Genomic DNA, 22,534 nt, shown 5'->3' on the forward strand with positions numbered 1-22,534 from the left:
CCGACTCCCGGGCCGGCGCGGCGCCCTCCAGCCGGGTGATGGCGGCCTCGTCCCGGACCCGCTTGGAGGTCAGGCCCCGCAGCCAGAGCCGCAGTTGCCCGTGCTCGTCGTGGAAGCTCAGGTCGCAGGTGGTCAGGTCGCCGTCCGCACCGGCCGGGCGCGGCGGGGCCGCGACCACCAGGTTGCGCGTCCCGAGCGGACCGCGGGCGCGGAACGACTCGATCAGCATCGGGATGTACGGCCGCGCCCCACCGCCCACGTCCCCGGTGGCGAACGCCGTCGGCAGCAGTGTCGAGGAGTCCAGCGCGGCCGGGTGCAGGTGGAAGTACTCGGCGTAGTCCGCGGCCTGCGGGCTCAGCGCGAGGTCCGCCAGCAGTTCGCCGTCCCCGACGTGCAGCGTGCCGCGGGCCCGCATGAAGTCGCCGTGCTCGATTCCGGTGCGCCGCACGGTCGCGTACAGCTCCGCCATGTCGACGGTGCGGGCGGCCCGCGTGCGCAGACCGGCCGGGTCCACCGACTCCACGGGGAACGGCAGGTCAAGCAGGAGCCGGCACTCGAACAGCGGCTCGACCTCGCCCGACGGCCGCCGGGTGCCGGTGGCCGACACCTGGTAGCCGCCGCCGTCGGCGGTGAACCGGATCGTCACCTCGGTGTCGAAGTCCGGTCCGGCCGCCACGGGGTTGCGGAACAGGATCCGGCGCAGTTCCACCCGCTCGGTGTCGACCCCGCGTGCCAGCAGGACGCGGTAGATCATGTCGAGGAACGACACGCCGGGCAGGATGCGGGTGCCGTGCACCCGGTGGTCGCGCAGCACCGGGTCGGTCCCGCGCACCACCACGGTGCAGGTCAGGCCGTCCAACGCGTTCATTGCTTGCCTCCCGGCACGGACTGGATCTGGAGCTCGAAGAACGGCGCCGGCCGCACGGGCCCGGACGCGGGGACCGGCGGCTGGGCCGGCCGGTCGAACCAGAACCACCGCCGCTGGTAGCGGGGCGGGTCCAGCGGGGTCTGGGACGGGACGTGGCCGGCCGGGGCCTGGCGCACCACCAGGTGCGCGTTGGTGCCGCCGAACCCGAACGAGCTGACGGCGGCCCGGCGGACGCCCTCGCGGCCCTCGAACGGCCGCAGCTCCCGGACCGGGAACAGCGGCGACTCGTCGAACCGGAAGCGCCGGTTGAGCGTCGCGCAGTGCAGCGTGGGCGGCAGCTGCGCGTGGTGGACGGAGAGCACCACCTTGATCAGTCCGGCGATGCCGGCCGCGCTCAGGGTGTGGCCGATGTTGGTCTTCACGCTGCCGACACCGCAGAAGCCGATCTCGTCGGTGGCGCCGCGGAAGGCCTCGGTGAGCGCCTTCAGCTCCATCGGGTCGCCGATCATCGTGCCGGTGCCGTGTGCCTCCACGTAGCCGATCTGGGTCGGCCGGACGCCCGCGTCCGCGAGCGCCGCCTCGATCACCGCCCGCTGCGCGCGGGGGTTCGGCGTGGTGATGCCCATGGTGCGGCCGTCGTTGTTGACGGCCCCGCCCTCGATCACGGCGTAGATCCGGTCGCCGTCCCGTACCGCGTCGGCCTGGCGCTTGAGCAGCAGCATGCCCGCGCCCTCGCCGAGGACGATGCCGTCGGCCCGCTCGTCGAAGGTGTGGCAGCGGCCGGTCGGCGACAGCGCGCCGGCCTCGCTCATGCCGACGAACGGCACCTCGTCGAGGAGGATGTCCGCACCGCCCGCGAACGCCAGGTCCGACTCCCCGGTGCGCAGGCTCTGCGCCGCCAGGTGCACCGCGACCAGCGCCGAGGAGCAGGCCGAGTCGATCACCACGGACGGCCCGCGCAGGTCGAGGAAGTGGGACAGCTGGGCGGCGATGAAGTTCTGCGCCAGCCCGCTGATCGCCTGCGGTCCCCCGGTGCTGTGGTGCGCGCCGAAGTTGGCCGCCCGGGCGCCCGCGAAGACGCCCACCCGCCGGCCGCCGACGTCGGCGGCGGTGAGCCCGGCGTCCGCCAGGCACTCCGCGCCGGTCTCCAGGATCTGGCGGACCAGCGGGTCGACGTGCGCGGCGCCCGCCGGGTCCAGCCGGAAGTACTCGGGGTCGAACCGCTCGATGTCCTCCAGGAAGCCGCCCCACTTGCTGATGGTGGTCCCGGGCTCCTGGACGGGCCGCCAGAACCGCTCCCGGTCCCAGCGGGACGCCGGGACCTCGGTCACCGAGTCCGTTCCGGACGCCAGGTTGCGCCAGAACGCGGCGTGGTCGGGCGCGCCGGGGAAGTGGGCGGCGATCCCGATGACGGCGATGCCGTCCCGCGAGGCCGCCGTCCGGGCGGGCCCGGACACCTCGGCGGAGGCGGCCGCCTCGGCCCGTACGGGCACCTCGGCGGACGCCGGTTCCGGTGCGGTCACCGGCGCGGGCTCAGCGGGCATCGGCGCGGGCACCGGCGCGGGTGCGGGCGCCTCGGCGGCGGGGAGCGCCGGGACCTGGTCCCGCAGCGCCGCCGCGAGCAGTGCCACGGTCGGGTTCTCCAGCACCGCCGACGGCTCGGCGACCACGCCGAGCTCCCGTTCCAGGGCGGCCAGGATCTGGGCCACCATGATCGAGTCCACCCCGAGGTCGGCGAAGTCGGCGTCCGGCCCCACCTGCGCGGGGTCCAGCCGCAGCGTCGCCGCGATCACCTCGGTCAACCGCCGGACCAGGGCCTCCCCGGCCGGTGCGGTCGGGGCGGCCGGCACGGCAGGGGCGGCCGGGGCGGCGTTCCCGCCCCGCTCGGCCTTCGGCCGGCCGGGCGCCGGCACCGCGAGCAGCGCACGGGCGTCGAACCGCCCGCCGTCCACCACGCAGGGCAGCACGACCGGCTCGGCCGCGGCCATCGCCCGGTCCAGCAGGTCGAGCCCGGCCTCCGGTTCGACGGCCCGCAGGCCCAGGCCCCGGTAGGCCGCGGTGTCGACCTCCGGCATGCCCGCCGACCGCCAGCTCGGCCACTGGACGGAACGCACGAGCGGCCCGCCCGTCGCCGCCCGGTACTCGGCGAAGCGGTCCAGCGCGGAGTTGGCCAGCGCGTAGTCGCTCATGCCGACCGCCAGCGCGGGCACCTGGCCGGCGACGGACGAGTACAGCACGACGAACCGCAGCGGGTCCTGCGCGCAGGCGTCCAGGAGGCCCTGGAGTCCTGTCGTCTTGGGTTCGAGCACCCGGCTGACGTCGGCGATCCGCTTGCCGATGAAGGCCGGGTCGGTCATCACCCCGAGGCCGGCGCAGTGCACGATCCCGGCGATCGGGCCCAGCTCGCGCCGGGCACGGTCGATCACCTCGGCGATCCGCTCCGGCGGGGCGCTCTCGACCAGCACCCGGACGCCCGGGCGGTCGAGCGCCGCGAGGTCTCGCAGACGGGCCGCCAGGGCGGGGTCGGTGGCCGGGTCGGCCAGCAGGGCCGGCCAGGCGGCCCGGTCGGGCAGCGCGGTGCGGCCGAGCAGGAGGAGCCGGTCGGCGCCCCGGTCGAGCAGTCGGGCCGCCACCAGCCGGCCGAGGGCCCCGGTCCCGCCGGTGATCACCACCGTCCGTCCGGCCAGGTCGGCGGACCAGTCCGCCCCCGGCCCGGCCTCGACGGCCTCGACGGCCTCGCGCAGCACCGGTGTGTGCCGCACTCCGCCGCGTACGCAGACCTCGGTCACCGGGTCGGTCGCGCCGAGTTCGGCCGCGACCGCCGCCCGCAGCTCGGCCGGCTCCAGGGAGTCGGTGTCGAGGGTGCGGGCGAGGATCCCCCGGTACTCGGCGGTGAGCATCCGGACGAGTCCGGCGAGCGCCGCGCCCCGCAGGGTCGGCCGCTCGGCGCGGAACGTCGTCAGGCCGTGCGTCAGGTGGAGGTAGGCGAACCCTCCGGCCCGGTGGGCCGCGACCAGTTCGCGCACCAGCGCGATCCGGGCCCAGTCGGCCTCCACCACGGCGGTGGGCAGCGCGGACACGTCGACCAGGTCGACGACGGCCCCGACCCGGCCGAGTGCCGCCGCGAGCTTCGCGCCGGCGGCCTCGTCGTCACCGTCCAGTCGGACCAGCTCGGCCGCCGGGCCGAACGCGGCCCGGGCCAGCGGCTCGGTCTCGGCGCTCACCAGCGCCACGATCCCGGCCGGCAGTTCGGCCGCGGGCAGCGGCGCGGCCTCCCAGTCCTTCACCAGCAGCAGCGAGGACGGCGCGTCCGGCCGCCGCTCCGGCTCGGGGGCGGTGCCGACCGCCAGCCAGTGCCGCTCGCGGGCGAACGGGTAGGTCGGCAGGGACACCAGCGGCGGCCGGTCGGCGCGCAGCGCGCTCCAGTCGATGTCGGCGCCGTCCTGCCAGAGCCGGGCGATCCGGTCGAGCCGGCCCTCGCGGACCAGCCGCGCCAGGTAGCTCGCGCCCTCCGGCTCGGCGAGCCAGGCGTGGTCGCCGTCGGCGGTGCCGCGCGCGGAGCCGCCGTCGAGGAAGGCGGCCAGCCGCTCCCGCAGCTGCGCCGTCGAGCCGGCGACCACGGCGAGCCGCACCGCCATCGGCACCCGCCCGACCTGGGAGGTGAAGGCGAGCGAGGCGAGCGACGGCCGCTCGCCCTCGGGCGTGCCGTCGAGGTGCGTGCCGTCGAGGCGTGCGAGGGTCGCGGCCGCGTACCGGCGCAGCGCCTCCTCGGTCCGGGCGGAGAGCAGGAACACCTCCTGCTCCGGCGCGGGCCCGGTCGCGGCGGCGGTCGCCGGGGCCGGCGGCTCCTCCAGGACGACGTGCGCGTTGACGCCGCCGAAGCCGAAGGAGCTGACCCCGGCGCGCAGCGGCAGCGCCGCTCCGGTGGCGTCCGCCGGTTCCCACGGGGTCGCGGCGGCGACCGGCTCGAACGGCGTGCCGTCGAGCTCGATCAGCGGGTTGAGCGTGCGCAGGTGGAGGGTCGGCGGCAGGGTCCGGTGCCGCATCGCCAGGACCACCTTGATCACCCCGGCGATGCCGGCGGCGGGCTCCAGGTGGCCGATGTTGCTCTTCACCGTCCCGATGCCGCAGGCGGTGGCCGGGCCGCCGGCGAGCGCGCGGTGGGCCCGGGTCAGGCCGTCGATCTCCACCGGGTCGCCGAGCGGGGTGCCGGTGCCGTGCAGTTCGACGTAGGACACCGACTCGATCGGCACGCCGGCGTCGCGGTAGGCGTCGACCAGCACGTCGGCCTGGGCCAGCGGGTTGGGCGCGGTCAGCGAGGAGGCGTGTCCGCCGTGGTTGACGGCGCTCCCCCGGATGACGGCGTGCACCCGGTCGCCGTCGGCGAGCGCGCGGGCGAGCGGCTTGAGCACCAGCACGCCCACGCCCTCCCCCTTGACGTAGCCGTCGGCCGCCGCGTCCAGCGCCTTGCAGCGGCCGTCCGGCGAGAGCACGCCGAGCTGGTTGCCCGCGACCACGGTCTGCGGCGAGAGCACCAGGCTCACCCCGCCGGCGATGGCCAGCTCGCTCTCCCCGGACCGCAGGGCGCGGACGGCGCGGTGCAGGGCCACCAGCGAGCTGGAGCAGGCGGTGTCGATGCTCTCGCTCGGGCCGCGCAGGTCCAGCAGGTACGAGATGCGGTTGGCCAGCATCGTGCGCGCCAGCCCGGTGCCGGAGTGGGCGTTGAGCTGCCCGCCGCCCTGCACCATCGCCTCGTAGTCGTTGAACTGCACGCCCGCGAAGACGCACACCCGGCGTCCGGCGAGCCGGTCGGCCCGGCAGCCGGCGTCCTCCAGCGCCGCCCAGGTGTGTTCGAGGAACAGCCGGTGCTGGGGGTCGATCACCTCGGCCTCGGCCGGCGAGATCTTGAAGAACAGCGGGTCGAAGCGGTCGACGTCGTCGAGGAAGCCGCCCCACCGGGCGGTGCCGCCGTACCGCCGGGACACCTCCCGCCAGTCCCAGCGGTCGGCGGGGGTCTCGGTCACGAGGTCCCGGCCGTCCGCGAGGTGCTGCCAGAACGCGTCCGGGTCGGCCGAGCCCGGGAACCGCCCGGCCATGCCGATGACGGCGATCGCGTCGTCCTCGGGCCGGGCCGCCTCCCGCGCCACGGGGGCCGTGAGCGCCGCCGGGGCCTGAGCCGCCGCCGGAGCTGCCACCAGGGCCGGGGCCGCCACGGGGGCGGCGGGCCGGGGGCGCAGCAGCGCCGGGTACTCCTCGGCGAGGTGGCGGGCGAGCTTGCCGATCGTGTTCGCACCGAACAGCGTCGTGGTCGGCACCGTCACGCCGTAGCGCTCCTCCAGCGCGGCGGACAGCGTCTGGAGGCCGAAGGAGTCCAGCCCGTACTCGCCGAAGCCGGCCTGCGGGTCGAGCGCCGACGGCGCCAGGCCCAGGTTCTCCGCGATCATCTCCCGGAGCTGGTCCGCGAGTTCACCCCCGGTGCCGGCGCCCGACGGCCGGGCCGCCGGAACCGCCGGAGCCACGGGAGCGGCCGGGCGCGCGGCCTCGCGGGTCCGCGTCGCGGCGACCTGCTCGCGCATCCGCTCCGGCTCCCCCGGCAGCACGGCCACCTGGGGCCGGCCGAGGCGCAGCACCAGGTCGAGCAGCCGCTCGCCCTCGTCGGCCTCCAGGTAGCGGAACCCGGTGGCGGCGAGGTAGCGGCTCTCGTCCTCCGCGTCCACGTGCATGCCGCCGTCGCGCCACATCGGCCAGTCGATCGCGACGGTGTGCCCGCTGCGGCCGCCCGCCGTGCGCAGCGCCTCGCGCTCCTCGGCGAAGCCGTCCAGGAAGCGGGCGCCGACCGCGTAGTCGACCAGGCCGTAGTCACCGAGCTGGCCGGCGAGCGAGGAGTAGAGCACGAAGACGTCCAACGGCTCGCCCGCGGTCACCTCGTCGAGCACCCTGGTGCCGTCGAGGCGCGCCCGCAGGTGCGTGCGGAACTCCGCGACGTCCTTGCCGGGCAGCGGTGTGCGGGAGGCCGTGGCGGCCAGGTGGAACACGCCGTCCAGCGCGCCCCACTGCTCCTTGACGGCGGTGACGACCGCCGCCATGGCGGCCCGGTCCTCCACCGCGGCCCGGAAGTACCGCACCTCGCCGAGCGCGCGCAGCCCGGCGAGCTCCTCGGCCCGGTCCGCCTCGGGCGACCGGCCGGTGAGGGCCACCTTGGCCCCGCGCGCCAGCAGGGTCCGGGCGAGCAGCAGCCCGAGCCCGCCGGCGCCGCCGGTCACCAGGTGGACGCCGCCCGGGCGCAGCGGGGACGGCTGCGCGGGCCGCGCGGCGATCTCCGTCAGGGTCCGGACCGTCCGGCCGGTCGCCGAGAGGCGGACGGCGGCCCCGGAGAGCCGCTCGGCCGCGACCTCGGCGAGCAGCGCGGCCTCGTCGACCGGGCCGGCCACCCGGACCACGCCGACGGCCGTGCCGGGCAGGGCGGCCCGCAGCGAGGCCTCGAAGCCGCCCCACGCCTCCGCCATGGCGCCCTCGGGCACCAGGACCTGGAGCCGCGCCGGGGCGCGGGAGGCCATCAGCGCGCGGGCGAGCAGGAACACCGACTCGGTGCCGAGGTCGGCGCGGTCCGGTGCGAGCAGCGGCCACTGGTGCACGACGCGGTCGGCCGCGACGGCGAGCAGCCGGGTGTAGTCCTCGGGCTCGGCGGGCCGGATCGTGACGGTGTCGCCGTCCTCGGCGTACGCGGTGCCGGCCAGGACGTGGACGGCGCCGGGGACCGGGAGGTCGCCGAAGACCAGCACCCGGTCGGTGCGCGGCACGGCCGCGGGGACGGGTTCGGCCGTCCACTGCGCCGCGAACAGGCTGACCGGCGGCGCCGGTCGGGCCGCGGCGGCCGGTTCGGCCGCGGGCACCGGTTCGCTCGCGGGCGCCGGTTCGGCGGCCGGCGCCGGGGTGCCGTCGGTGAACCAGTGCCGTTCGGCGGCGAAGGGGTAGCCGGGCAGGGAGCGCAGCGCCGGTGTCCCGGTCCGCCGGGCGGACCAGTCGACGGTCGCGCCGCGCACCCAGGCGGCGGCGGCCTCCTCGTCGCCGGGCCCGTCGAACCGCTCGGGGTCGGCGCCCCGCTCGACCCGGCCGAGGTGCAGGCCGGCGGTGTCCCCGGCGAGGAAGCGCCGCAGGGTGGCGAGCGCGTGCTCGGCCGAGCCGGTGACGAACGCCAGGCGTTCGGCGTGCGCGGCGCGGCCGCTCTGGAGGGTGTGCGCGGTCGCGGCGAGGTCGGGCGTCCAGCTGTCCGGCTTGTCCAGGAACGCCCGGGCGTGGGCGTGCAGCCGGTCCCGGTCGCGTGCGGAGAGGGCGAAGACGACCGGGGCGGTGGTGCCGGCCGGCTCGTCGTCGGCGCGGTACTCCTCCAGGACGACGTGGGCGTTGACCCCGCCGTAGCCGAACGAGCTCACGCCCGCGCGGCGCGGCACGCCGGGGGCCGATGGCAGCCACTCCCGGCCCGCCGAGGCGACCTCGAACGGGGTCCCGGCGAGCGCCAGGTGCGGGTTGGGCCGCTGCCCGTGCGGGTCGCCGGTGATCCGGCCGTGCCGCATCGACAGCAGCACGCGCAGGACGGCGGCGATGCCGGCGGCCGGTTCGAGGTGCCCGATGGTGTTCTTCAGCGCGCCGAGGGCGCAGTGCGGCGCCTCGGGCGCCGGGTGGCCCCAGTCGCGGTAGAGCTCCGCGAAGGCCTGGCGCAGCCCGTTGGTCTCGGCGGGGTCGCCGATGACCGTCCCGGTGCCGTGCGTCTCGATGTAGCCGATCGTCGCCGGGTCGACCCCGGCGGCGCGGTGCGCCTTGACGATGACCTCGGCCTGGGCGCGCGGGTTGGGCGCCGTCAGGGAGTTGGACCGTCCGCCGTGGTTGACGGCGGTGCCGCGCAGCACCGCGAGGACGGGGTTGCCGTCGGCGCGGGCCCGGCTGAGCCGCTTGAGCACGACGGCGCCCACGCCCTCGCCGCGCACGTAGCCGGCGGCGTCCTCGTCGAAGGCCCGGCCGACGCCGTCCGGGCTGAGCATCCCGGCCCGTTCGAGGGAGGCGAAGGTCACCGGCGACAGCATCAGGCTGACGCCGCCCGCGACGACGGTGTCGCAGTGCCCGAGGTACAGGGCCTCGGCCGCACGGTGCAGGGCGACCAGCGAGCTGGAGCAGGCGGTGTCGACGGGCTCGCTGGGGCCGCGCAGGTCGAGGTGGTACGAGACCCGGTTGGCCAGCATGGACGGGGTCAGGCCGGTCGACGAGTAGGCGTCGGTGGGGGTGCCGGAGCGCTGGATCAGCTCGGCGTACTCGGAGGAACCGACGCCGACGAACAGGCCGGTGTCGGTGCCGGCGAGGTCCGTCGGGTCGATGCCGGCGTCCTCCAGGGCCGTCCACACGGTGCGCAGCAGCAGGCGCTGGCGGGGGTCCATCCAGCGGGCCTCGCGCGGGGAGATGCCGAAGAACAGCGGGTCGAACCGGTCGATGTCCGGCATGAACCCGGCCCGGGTGATCCGGGTCAGGTCGGGGCGCAGCGCCGGGTCGCCGTGGTGGGCGCGGGCGTCCCAGCGGTCGGCGGGCACGTCCTCGAAGAGGTCGCCGCCGTGCTGCAGGTTGGCCCAGAACTCGTCCAGGTCGGCGGACCCGGGCAGGGTGCCGGCCATGCCCACGATCACCACCGGGTCGTCCTCGGCCGGGGCGGCCGCGGCCTGGATCTCGGCCGTGGCGGCGGTGGCGGTCTCGGCCGGGGCGGGCCGGTCCGCGCCGGGGAGGGCGTCCGGGTACTCGCGCACCAGCCAGGCGGCGAGCTCCTTCGGGGTGGGGGTGGCCAGCAGCTGGTCCGGGCCGACCGGCACCGTGAAGGCCTCCGAGACCTCGCCGGCCAGCCGGACCAGGCTGAGCGAGTCCAGGCCGTGGTCGTGGAAGGAGCCGGCCGGGTCGAGGTCGGCCACCGGGTAGCCGCTGACGGAGCCCAGCAGGTCCAGCAGCGCGGCCAGCACCCGGGCGCCGTCCGGTTCGGCCGACCGGGCGGCCGGGGCGGCGCCCGCCGGGGCCGCCGCAGCGGCGGAAGCCGGGGCGGCGGGGGCGACCGCGTCGATCCAGCAGCGGGTCCGCGCGAACGGGTACCCCGGCAGGGACAGCGGCCGGACCGGGCCCGGGTGGGCGCCCGCCCAGTCGAACGCCTCGCCGGCGGCCCAGCGGCGCGCGGTGCCCTCGGCGTCGGCCGGGGGCGGCACGGTGGCGGCGCCGGGTTCGGCGGTCGCGACGCCGGTGTACCCGACCGGACGCCCGGCGAGGAAGCCGGCCAGCGCGTCCGCGAGCGCCCGCGCCGAGTCGGCGACGACGGCGAAGCGGTGCGCCTGGGCCTCTCGCCCGACCTGGAGGGTGTACGCCAGCCGGCCGAGGTCGACGCCGGCTCCGGTGCCGGCCGCCGGGGCGGCCAGCTCGCGCAGGGTCGTGCCGCCGTGCACGGCCCCCGGGCGCACCGCGTCGGCGCGTCCGATCAGCCGCACGATGGTGGCCGGGTCCAGGCCGAGCTCGTCGAGCGGCTCGTCCACCGCCGTGACGGGCACGCCCGCCGCGGCCGCGAGGTCCGCCACGTCGACGGCCGGGCGCGCGGCGCGCAGCCAGGCCAGCGTCCGTTCGGCGACCCGGCGCAGGCCCTCCTCGTCGCGGGCCGAGAGCGGGAAGACGGCCGGTCCGGCCGGGGTGGCGGCCGGTTCGTCCCGCCGGTACTCCTCGACCACGAGGTGGGCGTTGGAGCCGCCCGCGCCGAAGGCGCTGATGCCCGCGCGCAGCGGCCCGGGGCCGGTCCACGGCGCGAGGTCGCGCTGGACCCGGAACGGCACCCGGCTCCAGTCGACGGCCGGGTTGAGTTCGTCCGCGTGCAGGGAGGGCGCCAGTTCGCGGGCCCGCATCTGCAGCAGGACCTTGGTGAGCGCGGCGATGCCCGCCGCCGACTCCAGGTGCCCGACGGAGGACTTCACCGAGCCGAGGGCGATCGAGCCGGCCGGCAGGTCGCCGAAGGCGCGGACGAGCCCGGCCACCTCGGCCGGGTCGCCGAGCGCCGTCCCGGTGCCGTGCGCCTCCACGTAGGAGACGCTGCCCGGTTCGACACCGGCCTCGCGCAGCGCCTCGGCGACGACCTCGGCCTGGGCGCCCGGGCTGGGCACGGCGAACCCGCCGGTCTTGCCGCCGTGGTTGACGGCGCCGGCCAGGATGACGCCGAGGATCCGGTCGCCGTCGCGCTCCGCCGCCGCGAGCGGCTTGAGCAGGACGGCGCCGACGCCCTCACCGGGCACCATGCCGTCGCCGTCGGCGGCGAAGCTGCGGCACCGGCCGCTGTCGCCGGTGAAGCCGCCGACCGCGAGCTGGCGGTACTTGCGCGGGTGCGGGGCGAGGTTGACGCCGCCGGCGAGCGCGTAGTCCGCCTTCCCGGCCGCCAGGGCCTCGCAGGCGAGGTGGATGGCGGTCAGCGAGGACGAGCACATGGTGTCGACGGCCAGGCTGGGGCCGTGCAGGTCGAGGACGTAGGAGACCCGGTTGGCGATGGAGGAGTACCCCATGCCGCCCGCGAGGCCCCGCTCGTCCTCGAACAACTGGTAGTGGCCGTACATGACGCCCACGTAGACGCCCACCCGGCTGCCGCGCAGGCGGGTGCGCGGGTAGCCGGCGTCCTCCAGGGCGTGCCAGGAGGTCTGCAGGAACAGCCGCTCCTGCGGGTCGGTCAGCTCGGCCTCGCGCAGGGACATCTGGAAGAAGCGCGGGTCGAACTCGTCGATGCCGTCGAGGAAGCCGCCCCAGCGGCTGACCGGCCGGCCGTCGGCGGCGGTCACCGTGCGGTGGTCCCAGCGCTCCGGCGGCACCTCGCGCACGCAGTCGCGGCCGGCCCGCAGGTTCGCCCAGTACGCCTCGGTGTCATCGGCGAGCGGGTAGCGGCCGGCGACGCCGATGATCGCGATGCGGTGGTCCGCCTCCGGGCGCGGCGCGGCCTGCGGCCGGGGCTCCGCCACCGCGACGGGGGCGGCGGCGACGGGGGCGGCGACCGGGGTAGCGGCGGGGGCGGCGACGACGGGGGCGGGCCGCTCGGGGAGCAGCGCGCGGACGGCGGCGGGGTGCCGCTCCACCAGGTAGTCGGCGACCTCGCGGATGGTCGGGTACTCGAACAGCAGGGTCGCGGGCAGTTCGCCGGTCCGCTCGGCCAGCAGGTCGGCGATGCGGGGCACGGTGAGCGAGTCGACGCCGAAGTTCTCGTAGGTCTCGTCGAGCCAGAGCCGTTCGCGCGGGACCTGGAGGATCTCGACGAAGGCGTCCTTGACGTACTCCCGGGCCGCCTCGGTCAGCGCGTCGGCGTCCCCGTCGGCGGGGGTGTCCGGACCGGCGGTCGCGGTCGCGGTCACGATGGCGGGGGCGGCAGCGGCCGCCGGTCGGGCGGTGGAGGCCGCGCCGTCCACCGGCGTCTCGGCGACCACCACGTGCTGGCTCAGCCCCTCGTCGGCGGGCAGGGCCCGGCTGCGGGCGAAGCCGGCGAGCGCGAGGGCCCGGCGCCAGCCGGGGGCGGAGAGCAGCGGCGATCCGGGCAGCCGCAGTTCGGCGTCCCGGTGGAGCCACCAGCCGTCCAGCAGCCCGAAGGTGAGGGTCGCGGTCACGACGTTGCTGCTGGCCTCGTTGAGCACCAGGCGGCCGCCGGGCTTGAGCAGCCGGTTCACGGCGCGCAGGGTGGCGAGCAGGTCGGACGTGGCGTGCAGGACGTTGGCGGCCACGACCAGGTCGGCGCTGCCGGGCAGGAAGCCCTGTGCGACCGGGTCGCCGGAGATGTCGAGCTGCTCGAAGCGCACGTACGGGTGCTCGGCGCCGAAGCGCTTCCTGCCGTGCTGGAGGAAGGCGCGGGAGATGTCGGTGTAGACGTAGCTCACGTCGGCGCCGGAGGCGGCCAGCGCGGGCAGGACACTGGCGGTGGTGCCGCCGGTGCCGGCCCCGATCTCGACGATCGTCAGCGGGCCTCGGTGCCCGTCCAGGTGGTCCCGGACGGCGCCGACCACCAGCTCGTTGGCCCGGTCGACGACCGGGCTGCCCCGGTAGGCGCCCTCGACGAGCGCGGTGGAACCGCCCGGGAACATCACGTCGGTCGCCCGGACGGTGCCGCGCATGACGCCGAAGAGGCTGTGCATGCAGGGCCTGAGCAGCCGGTCGAAGCGGTTCAGCGCCGCCTTGCGCTCGCACAGCTCGACCAGGTCGCCCTCCGGGTCGGCGGCCACCGGGCGGCCGGTGGGGGCGAGCCGCCCGCCGCTGTCGCGCAGGAAGCCGGCCTCGGTGAGCTGGCGCAGCAGTTCGGCGAAGAGCCGGCCGTGCGCGGGCACGACGCCCAGCCGCTCGACGAGCGCCTCGGGGCTCCACCGCTCGGTGTCGGTCAGGAAGACGGCCTCCTGGCGGAACAGGGTCCACAGCCAGCCGAGCATGGCCTCGCCCAGCTGGGCGTCGTCGTCCTCGGTGAGCAGCCGCGCGACGGGCGCGAGCGTCGCGAGCGACGGCACCAGCGAGACGTCGTCGGCCGGGGCCTGCGGCGCTGCGGGCTCCTGCTCGACGCCGACCGCGGCCAGCGTGGAGGCGTCGGCCTTGACGACGACGACCTGTCGGTCCGGGCGTCCCAGCACGCTGTGCACGGCCGCCATCCCCTCCTCCGGGGTGATCGAGTGGATTCCGGTGGCTGCCAGGCGGGCCCGGTTGCGCTCGTCCGCGACGATGCCGACCGTGCCCCAGTAGCCCCAGTTGATGACGGCGACCCGCGCCCGCAGGACGCCGTCGAGGTGGTGGGCGAAGGCGTCCTCGAAGGTCGAGCCGGCCGCGTAGTTGCCCTGCCCGGCGCTGCCGGAGAGCGCGACCGCCGAGGAGAAGAACAGGACGAAGTCCAGGTCGGGCGCGTCGCCGAGCGCCGCGTGCAGGGCGACCGAGGTGCGGGTCTTGGCGGCGAGGACGGACCGGAAGGTGTCCTCCGTCATGGTGGCGACGGTCTGGTCGCGCAGCACGATCGTCGCGTGGAAGACGCCGTGCAGGGCGCCGTGCCGGGCGCGGGTGCGGGCGACCGCCTCGCACAGGGCCCGGGGGTCGGTCGCGTCGGCGCGCTCGTAGGAGACCAGCTCGCCGCCGGGGTCGATGGCCCGCAGCCGGGCGCGGCGGGCGGCGTCCAGCTCGCTGCGGCCGAGCAGCACGACCTTCGCCCGGTGGTGCCGGACGAGCCAGTCGGCCAGTTCGAGTCCGATGCCCCCGGCGCCGCCGAGGACCAGGTAGACGCCGTCGCGGCGGATCCGCTCCTGCGGGGGCGTGGGCGCGGCGGCGACGAGGCGGCGGCGGTGGAACACGCCGCCGCGCAGCGCGTACGGGCCGCCGGCGGGCACCCTGAGCAGGTCGGCGCCGGGCGCGTCGGCGGACGAGCGGTCGACGACGGCCACCCGCCAGCGCGGGTGCTCCTGGGCCAGCGACAGGGCGAGCCCGTGCAGGCTCGCCGCGTACGGGTCGCGGACCGGCTCGTCGCCGGTGGTGAGCGCGTCCTGGGTGACGACGGTGACCCGGGTCGGCGAGCCGAGCCGCTGCAGCACCTTGGCGAGCCGGAAGAGCGTCAGGACGCCCCGGTCCTGGGCGGTTTCGAGCGCGTCGACGTCGTCGGTGGGCCCGCCGGCGGGGGCGAGCAGGACGACGTGGTCGGGCCGGCCGGTCGCGTCCGGGACCTCTCGGGGGTCGAGTTCGACGACCGTGCCGGCCAGGCCCGCCCGCAGCGCCGCGGCGAGCGCGGTGTGCTCCGGGCCGCGGACCAGCCAGGTGGTGCCCCCGGCGGGGGCCTGGTCCGGCTGGGGCACGGGCGCCCAGCGCGGGACGAACATCAGCTCATCGGCCGACACGGGTGCGGCATCCCTCCCGGGCTCGGGGGTGGCCCGCGGGGTGGTCCGCGGCGCGGCGGCCGACGGCGCGGCGCCCCCGGCGGGCCGCAGCGACAGGTCGCGCAGCCGGACCCGGACCTCTCCGGCCTCGTCGGTCAGGGTCAGCTCGTAGCGGTCGGTGCCGACGGCCCGCACGTGTGCGTACCCCAGCTCCGCCACCGGCGCGAACACCTCGGCGGCCGCGAGGGCGAAGGGCACCATGGCGGGGCCGGCCGTGCGGTCGCGCAGGACGGCGAACGCGTGCAGGGCGCCGTCCACCACGGACGGGTGCAGGGCGCAGCCGGCGAACCGGGCGGCCGCCTCGGGGACCCGCAGGCGCACCAGCGCCTCGCCCTCGCCCGACGCGATCCACTCGACGGCGCGCAGGGCGGGGCCGTAGACCAGCCCTGCGGCCGCGAGGTCGGCGTAGAGGTCCGCGCCCTGGTGGCGCCGGGTCAGCCGGGCCTTCAGGGCCTCGACCGGGACGGCCCCGGGGCGCGGCTCGGACAGCTCGGAGAGCCGCCCCTCCGCGAGCAACTCGTCGCGGTCGTCGAGGAGTTCGAACTCCAGACCGGCGCGGCCCCGGCGCAGCCGGAGCCGGGCGGTGCGCTCGGCGCCGGCCACCGTGAACGGCCGCAGCCACCGGACGCCGTCGAGCCGGACGGGCTGCGCGAGCCCGGCCGCCTCGGCGGCCGCGCGGGCCATCTCCAGGACGGCCGCGCCGGGCAGCAGCCGGACCTCGCCGACGCGGTGCCCGTCGATGAGCGGGTGCTCGGGGCCGAAGACGGCCCGGTGGGTCAGACCGTCGAGGCTGTCGGCCGGGTCGACCCCGTCCAGCAGCGGGTGGACGGGGCCCGGCAGCGCCGCGCGGGCGGGCGCCTCGGCGCGGGCGGGCGGCGACCAGATGGTGTCGGTCAGCCAGCAGCGCAGCTCCTCGAACGGGTAGCCGGGCAGCGGCACCCGCCGCCCCTCGCCCCGGGGCCAGGTGGTCCTGGCGCCGGCGGCCCAGGCCGCGGCGAGCTCGGCGGGGTCGTCGCCCGCGGGCGCCGCGGCACGGGCCGAGGCACGGCCGCGCGCGCTGCCGGTCCAGACGCCGGACGGGTCGCTCCCGCGCAGCCGGGCCACCAGCTCCTCGGCGGTCGAGGCGAGCACGACCAGCCGGTCCGCCCACTCCTCGCGCCCGGTCTGCAGGGTGAACGCCACGTCCGCGAGGCCGTACCGCCCCCGCTCCACGGCGTCCGCCAGCTGTGCGGCCAGCACGGGCAGGCGCTCCGGCGCCCGGGCCGACAGCGGGAACAGCCAGGGGCCCGCCTGCGCGGCCGACGACTGCCCGACCGACGACTGCCCGGCCGACGACTGTCCGGCCGAGCGGTCGGCGACGTACTCCTCGACGACGAGGTGGGCGTTGGCGCCGCCCGCGCCGAAGGAGCTGATGCCCGCCCGGCGGGGCAGGCCGCCCTGCCGGGGCCAGGGGGCGAGCTCGCGCTGCACCCGCAGCGGGGTCGAGCCGAAGTCGATGTTCGGGTTCGACGGGTCGGCGTGGAGCGAGGGCACCAGTTCGCCGTGCTCCATCTGCAACAGCACCTTGGAGAGCCCGGCCATGCCGGAGGCGGACTCCAGGTGCCCGATGTTGGACTTCACCGAGCCGATCGGCAGGCTGCCCGGCTCCCGGCCCGAGTCGCCCAGGGCCAGGGCGAGACCGCGGATCTCCACCGGGTCGCCGAGGGCGGTGCCGGTGCCGTGGGCCTCCAGGTAGCCGAGCGAGGCGGGGTCGACACCCGCCTCGGCCAGTGCCTCGCTGACCAGCCGCCCCTGGAGGACGGGGTTGGGCACGGTGAAGCCGTTGGTCCGGCCGCCGTGGTTGATGCTGGAGCCCAGGATGACGCCGTGGATGTGGTCGCCGTCCCGGACGGCGTCCGCGAGCGGGCGCAGCAGCACGGCGCCCACGCCCTCGCCGGGCACGTAGCCGTCGCCGTCGGCGCCGAAGCTGCGGCACCGGCCGTCGCTGGACGTGAAGCCGCCCTGGCCCAGGAAGCGGTACTTGTACGGGTGCACATGGAGGTTGACGCCGCCGGCGAGGGCGAAGTCGGTGTCACCGGCGCGCAGGTCCCGCACGGCCAGGTGGATGGCCGTGAGCGAGGACGAGCACATGGTGTCCACGCCGAGGCTCGGGCCGGTCAGGCCCAGGGTGTACGAGACGCGGTTGGCGATCGAGGCGTGCGAGGACGCGCCGATCCTGCCGTCCTCGGCCTCGTGCAGCTGGTAGAGCCCGTACATCGCGCCCACGTAGACGCCGACGCGGCGGGCGCGCAGGTCCTCACGGGTGCGGCCGGCGTTCTCCATGGCGTGCCAGGCGGTCTGCAGGAACAGCCGGTCCTGCGGGTCGACGATCTCGGCCTCGCGCGGCGAGATGCCGAAGAACAGCGGGTCGAAGCGGTCGATGCCGCGCAGGAAGCTGCCCCACCGGCTGTACCGGGCGGCCTGGTCGGCGGGGGTGGCCTGGTCGTAGTCGCGCCAGTCCCAGCGGTCCTCGGGGATCTCGGTGACCAGGTCCCGGCCGGCCCGCAGGTTGGCCCAGAACTCCTCCGGGGTGTCCGACTCGGCGAACCGCGCGGCGATGCCGACGATCGCGATGGGCATCGGGCCGGCGGGGGCGGCTGGGGCCGGCGGCGCGGCCATGGCGGCGGCGGGGGCGGGGGCGGGCGCAGACACGGGAACGACCTCGGGCACGGCCTCGGGCGCGGGCTCCGCCGCCTGCGCGGCGAACCGGTCGCCGAACTGCCCGGTGAACCAGCCCGTGAGCGCGCCCAGGTTCTGGTACTCGAAGAACAGGGTCTTCGGCAGCGACCCGAAGTCCTCCTCCAGCCGCCGGGTCAGGTCCATGATCAGCAGCGAGTCGATACCGAAGTGCTCGAACGCGGTGTCGGTGTCGATCTCCTCCGGCGGGAAGTCGAACACCTCGGCCAGCACCCCGCGCAGGAACTCCTCGACGGCACCGGTCACCTCCGGCGACTCCCCGTCCGTCGCGGAAACCCCGTCCGTCGCGGAAGCCGCGGAAGCCGCAGAAGCCGCGGAAGGCTCGGAGGCCACGGACGGCAGGGCCGGGGCCGGTGCGTCGAGGACCTCCCGCAGGCGTGCGAGATGCCCGTGCGCGACCATGACGTGGTCCCCGTCGTGGCCCAGCGCGCGGTCGAACGCCGCCAGCGCGGCGGCGGTCGGCATCGCCACCAGCCCCACCTGACGGGCCATCCGGGCCGCGGTGGCCCCGTCGGCGTCGACGCGGATCCCGCCGTCGGCCCAGAGCGACCACAGCACGGACAGGCTGCGCCCGGGCCGGCCGCTCGCCCGGCGCCAGGCCGCGAACGCGTCCAGGAAGCGGTTGGCGTAGGCGTAGTCGGTCTGCCCGGGGCTGCCCGCGGCACCGGACATCGAGGAGAAGCAGACGAAGAACTCCAGCGGGTCGCCCGCCGTGGCCCGGTCGAGTTCGAGGGTGCCGGCGACCTTGGGCCCGAGCACGTCCGCGAACTGCTCGTCGGACTTGCGGACGAGCAGCGCGTCCCGGGTGGTCCCGGCGAGGTGCAGGACGCCGTGGATCGGCCCGAAGGCCGCGTGCACCCGCTCGACGAGCTCGGCCGCCGCACCGGGGGCGCCCAGGTCGGCCGGCAGGTAGTGGACGTCGAGCCCGGCGGCGCGCAGAGCGGCCAGGTCGGCCCGCGCCGAGCGGCCGGTCAGCACGTAGCGCGCGCTCCCGCCCAGGTGGGCGACGAGGTGGCGGCCCAGGGCGCCCGCGCCGCCGGTCACCAGCACGGTGCCGCTCGGGGCGAGCGGGGCGGCGGCCGGGGTGACCGGCTCCCAGCGCGGCACCTGCCGGCGCCCGCCGGTGTACCGGACGCGGAACTCGTGCGCGGCGGCGGCCTCGACCGCGACGGCGGCGGCGAGGTCGTCCGCCTCGACGGCCGCGACGCGGAACTCCGGGTGCTCGTTGGCGAGCGCGCGGGCGAAGCCGTCCAGGGCGTGCACCCGCGCGTCGGCGGCGCCGCCGGTCGGCCGCAGGACCTGGAGCACCCGGATCGGGCGTCCGGCCGGCCGCGCCGCCCAGGCGCGGAACAGCCGCAGCAGTCCGGGCAGCGGGTCGCCCTCCGTGGTGCGGACGACGAGCAGGTCCCCGTCACCGTCGAGGACGGCGTCCTCGGTGGTCCGCTCGGCGCCGGGCAGTTCGCCCTCGCCGACCAGCCGCACCCGGGGCTGCCGGGTGCCGTCGGTGCCAGGGGCTGCGGCGGCGGGGGCGGCGGGGGCGTCCCGCCACGTCTGGACGAGCAGATGGGCGGCCGGGCCGTCCGGCGCCGGGACGGAGTCCAGCGCCCGGGTGACGACGGCGCGCAGCCGCACGGCCACCCGGCCCTCGTCGTCGGCGAGCGTCACGTCGTGGCCGGCCGGGGTCGCGACGGCGTGCACGTGGCCCCGCTCGGGCAGCGGGCCGAAGATGTCGACGCCGTCCAGGGCGAAGGGCAGTTCGCGGGCCCGGGGGGCGGACGGGTCCGGGTCGGTCCACAGACAGGCCTGGAGCATCGCGTCCAGCAGCGAGGGGTGCAGGGCGAACCGGTCGAACGGCTCGTCGGCGGCCGCCGGGACGGCCACCCGGGCCAGCGCCTCGCCCGGCGTGTGCCGCACCGACTCCAGTCCCTGGAGGCTCGGCCCGTAGCCGCCGCCGAGCGCGGCGAACACCGCGTAGCAGTCCTCGGCCGTGGCGCTCCTGGGCAGGCGGGCGCGGACGGCGTCCAGGTCGACGCGGGGCGCCGGCGGGGCCGCGTCGAAGCGCAGGGTGCCGGTCGAGCAGAGCACGCCGTCGGCCGTGCCGTCGACCCGCCGCAGCTCGTAGGCGACGCCGCCGTCGGCGGCCGGCTCCAGGTGCAGGCGCACCCGCACCGGCTCGTCCCGGACCAGCACGGGGCGGGCCCACAGCACGTTCACGATGCCGGTGGCCCGGCCGTGCCCGCGCTTCGCGGCGGCATCCACCGCGAACTCCAGCGCCGCGACGGCGGGCAGGATCCGGACCGTGCCCAGGGCATGGTCGCGCAGGTAGAACTCGGCGCCGGTCAGCAGCCGTTCGGGGTCGGCCCCGGCCAGGGCCGCGGGCGCGTCGATCCAGAAGCCGCGGGTCGCCCGGGGCGGCTGCGGCAGCGAGAGCCGGGCCGGCCGGCGGCCCGCCGGGCGGGGCCACTCCAGCGTGCCGCCGGCGGTCCAGCGCCGGGCCGCCTCGGCCGGGTCGTCAGCGGTCACCGTGGTGTCGGCGGCGCCGGGCGCGGCCGTCCCGGTGTGCACGCCCTCGCCGTCGCGCAGCCGGGCCACCAGTTCGGCGACCCCGGTGGCGACCACGGCGAGCCGCTCGCGCAGCTGCTCGCGGCCGGTCCCCAGGGTGTACGCGATCCGGTCCAGGGAGGCGGCCGGGTGGGCGTCCAGCCAGGCCGCCAGCTCGGCCCGGTAGCGGTCGAGCTGCTCGCGGCCGTCGGCCGACAGCACGATCAGCCGAGCCGTCCGGTCCTCGGTGGTGCCACCCATCAACGTTCCCCCGCCTCTTCCAGTACCACGTGCACGTTGCTGCCTCCCATGCCGAACGAGCTGACGCCGGCACGGGCCGGCACGCCGTCGGGTGTTTCCCACGCCTGCTCCGCGGACTGGATCCGCAGCGGGCTGTCCGCGAAGTCGAGCATCGGGTTGGGCGTCCGGAGGTCCACCAGGCCGGGGAGCGTGCGGTGACGCATCGCCAGCAGGACCTTCACCACGCCCGCGACTCCCGCCGAGGCCTCCAGGTGGCCGATGTTGGTCTTGACCGATCCGACGCCGGTCCGGCCCGGGACGACCGGGAGCCCCCAGTCCTCGTAGAGGAGCGTGAACGCCTCCTTGAGCGCGTCGACCTCGATCGGGTCGCCGAGCGGTGTCCCGGTGCCGTGCGCCTCGATGTAGCCGATCGTGTCCGGCGCGACCCCGGCCGCGCGGTGCGCGGCCAGCACGACCTCGCGCTGCGCCTGCGGATTGGGCACCGTCAGCGAGTGGGTGTGCCCGCCGTGGTTCTCGGCCGAGCCGATCAGGACGCCGTGCACCGGGTCGCCGTCCGCGAGCGCGCGGTCGAGCAGCTTGAGCGCCAGCAGGACCACGCCCTCGCCGCGCCCGTAGCCGTCCGCCCGCTCGTCGAAGGTCTTGCAGCGGCCGTCGGGGCTGAGCATCCCGGCGCGGCGCAGTCCGGCGAAGCCGTACGGCGACAGCAGCAGGTTCGCCCCGCCGGCCAGGGCCAGGTCGCAGTCGCCGTACTGCAGCGCGCGGGCCGCCCGGTGGATCGCGACGAGCGAGCTGGAGCAGGCGGTGTCGAACACCGCGCTCGGGCCGCTCAGATCGTAGACGTACGAGATGCGGTTGGCCGCGATGGAGGCGACGTTGCCGATCAGGAAGTGGTCGCCCATCTCCTGGGAGCCGGGGCCGAGCAGGCTGAGGTAGTCCGCGCCGCTGAGCCCGACGAAGACGCCGGTGCTGCTGCCGGCCAGCTCGGCGGGCAGGTGCCCGGAGTCCAGCAGGGCCTCGTGCGCGGTGTGCAGCAGCAGCCGGTGCTGCGGATCCATCTGGGCCGCCTCGCGGGGCGAGATGCGGAACAGCGACGGGTCGAACGCGTCCACGTCGTCGATGTAGGAGCCGCGGTAGCCCTCCGGGAACAGCCGGGCGGAGAAGCCCCGCTCCAGCGGGTACGGGCGGGTCAGGTCGCGGCCGGCCGCGAGGTGGCCCCAGAACTCCTCCAGGCTCGCGGAGGAGGGCAGCCGGGCGCCGACCCCGATGATCGCGACCGGCGGGTAGCCGGCGGCGGGCGCGGGCGGCCCGGCGACCGGGGTCGCGGACGCGGACGCCCGGGCGACCGGGGCGAGCGCCTCGGGGTGGGCCTGCGTCAGATGGGCCGCGAGCGAGACCAGGTCCGGGTGGGCGTAGAACACGGTGGGCCGCACGGTGACGCCGAGCCGCTCCCGCAGGACCACGGCCAGCCGGGTGAAGCCGACGGAGTCGAAGCCCGCCTCGCCCAGCGGCCGGTCGACCGGGACCTCCTCGGCGGGCAGCCCCGCGACGCCCGCGGTCGCCTCGCGCAGCCGGGTCAGGAGGTCGCCGGCGGGCGGGGCCGGCCGCGCCGGGGCGGACGCGGCGGGCCGCGCCGCGACGGGCGCGGGCCGCTCCTGCGGGTGCCCGAACCGGCTCAGCAGTTCGGCCATCGGGAGGCCTGCCAGCGGGCCGGCGTCGACCTTCGCGTTGGGGGTCAGCGGGAAGCGGGTCAGCGCGACCGTCCGGGCCGGGACCATGTACTCGGGCAGCAGCTCGGCGGCCTGTCGGACGGCCGCGGCCGCCACGTCGGGGGCGGCCGTCACGAACGCGACCAGCTGCGGGGTCCCCGGGAGGTCCTCGCGCACGACGACCCGGACGTCCCCGGCGCCGCCGTGCCGCCGGACGGCGGCCTCGACCTCGCCGAGTTCGATGCGGTGGCCGCGCAGCTTCACCTGCCGGTCGGCCCGGCCGAGCAGCACCAGATCCCCGGTGGCCGACCAGCGCGCCAGGTCGCCGGTCCGGTAGAGCCGCTCGCCGCTCACCCGGTCGCGCGGGAACCGCTCGGCGGTCAGCTCGGGCCGGTTGCGGTAGCCCCGGGCGACGCCCTGGCCGCCGATCAGCAGCTCCCCGACGGCGCCGAACGGCACCGGGGCGCCGTCCGGGCCGGCCACCCGGAAGG

Annotated in this window: 3 protein-coding genes (2 of these 3 only partly in view); all 3 read right to left on the reverse strand. The window is 77.1% G+C overall.

Annotation, left to right across the window (positions count from 1 at the left end; genetic code table 11):
* Tightly spaced (each overlapping or abutting the next), the 3 genes in view from ACFQ6N_RS12830 to ACFQ6N_RS12840 form a layout consistent with a single transcriptional unit that may run on beyond the window.
* Positions 1-868 carry the 5' portion of an SDR family NAD(P)-dependent oxidoreductase gene (locus ACFQ6N_RS12830; protein WP_380648865.1) on the reverse strand. 6,092 nt of this gene lie to the left of the window's left edge, so only the first 868 of its 6,960 coding nucleotides appear in the window; it begins with the start codon at positions 866-868; its stop codon lies beyond the left edge, outside the window.
* Positions 865-20,337, reverse strand: a complete 19,473-nt coding sequence (locus tag ACFQ6N_RS12835; RefSeq protein ID WP_380648867.1) for an SDR family NAD(P)-dependent oxidoreductase — start codon at positions 20,335-20,337, stop codon at positions 865-867. The genes ACFQ6N_RS12830 and ACFQ6N_RS12835 overlap by 4 nt, the downstream gene beginning before the upstream one ends.
* Positions 20,337-22,534 carry the 3' end of an amino acid adenylation domain-containing protein gene (locus ACFQ6N_RS12840; protein WP_380648868.1) on the reverse strand. Its footprint extends 2,488 nt past the window's final position, so the window shows 2,198 of its 4,686 coding nt (coding positions 2,489-4,686); the start codon falls outside the window, past its right edge; it ends in the stop codon at positions 20,337-20,339. Before ACFQ6N_RS12840 ends, ACFQ6N_RS12835 begins: the two co-directional genes overlap by 1 nt.

The organism is Kitasatospora sp. NPDC056446, from assembly GCF_042796115.1.
GTDB lineage: Bacteria > Actinomycetota > Actinomycetes > Streptomycetales > Streptomycetaceae > Kitasatospora.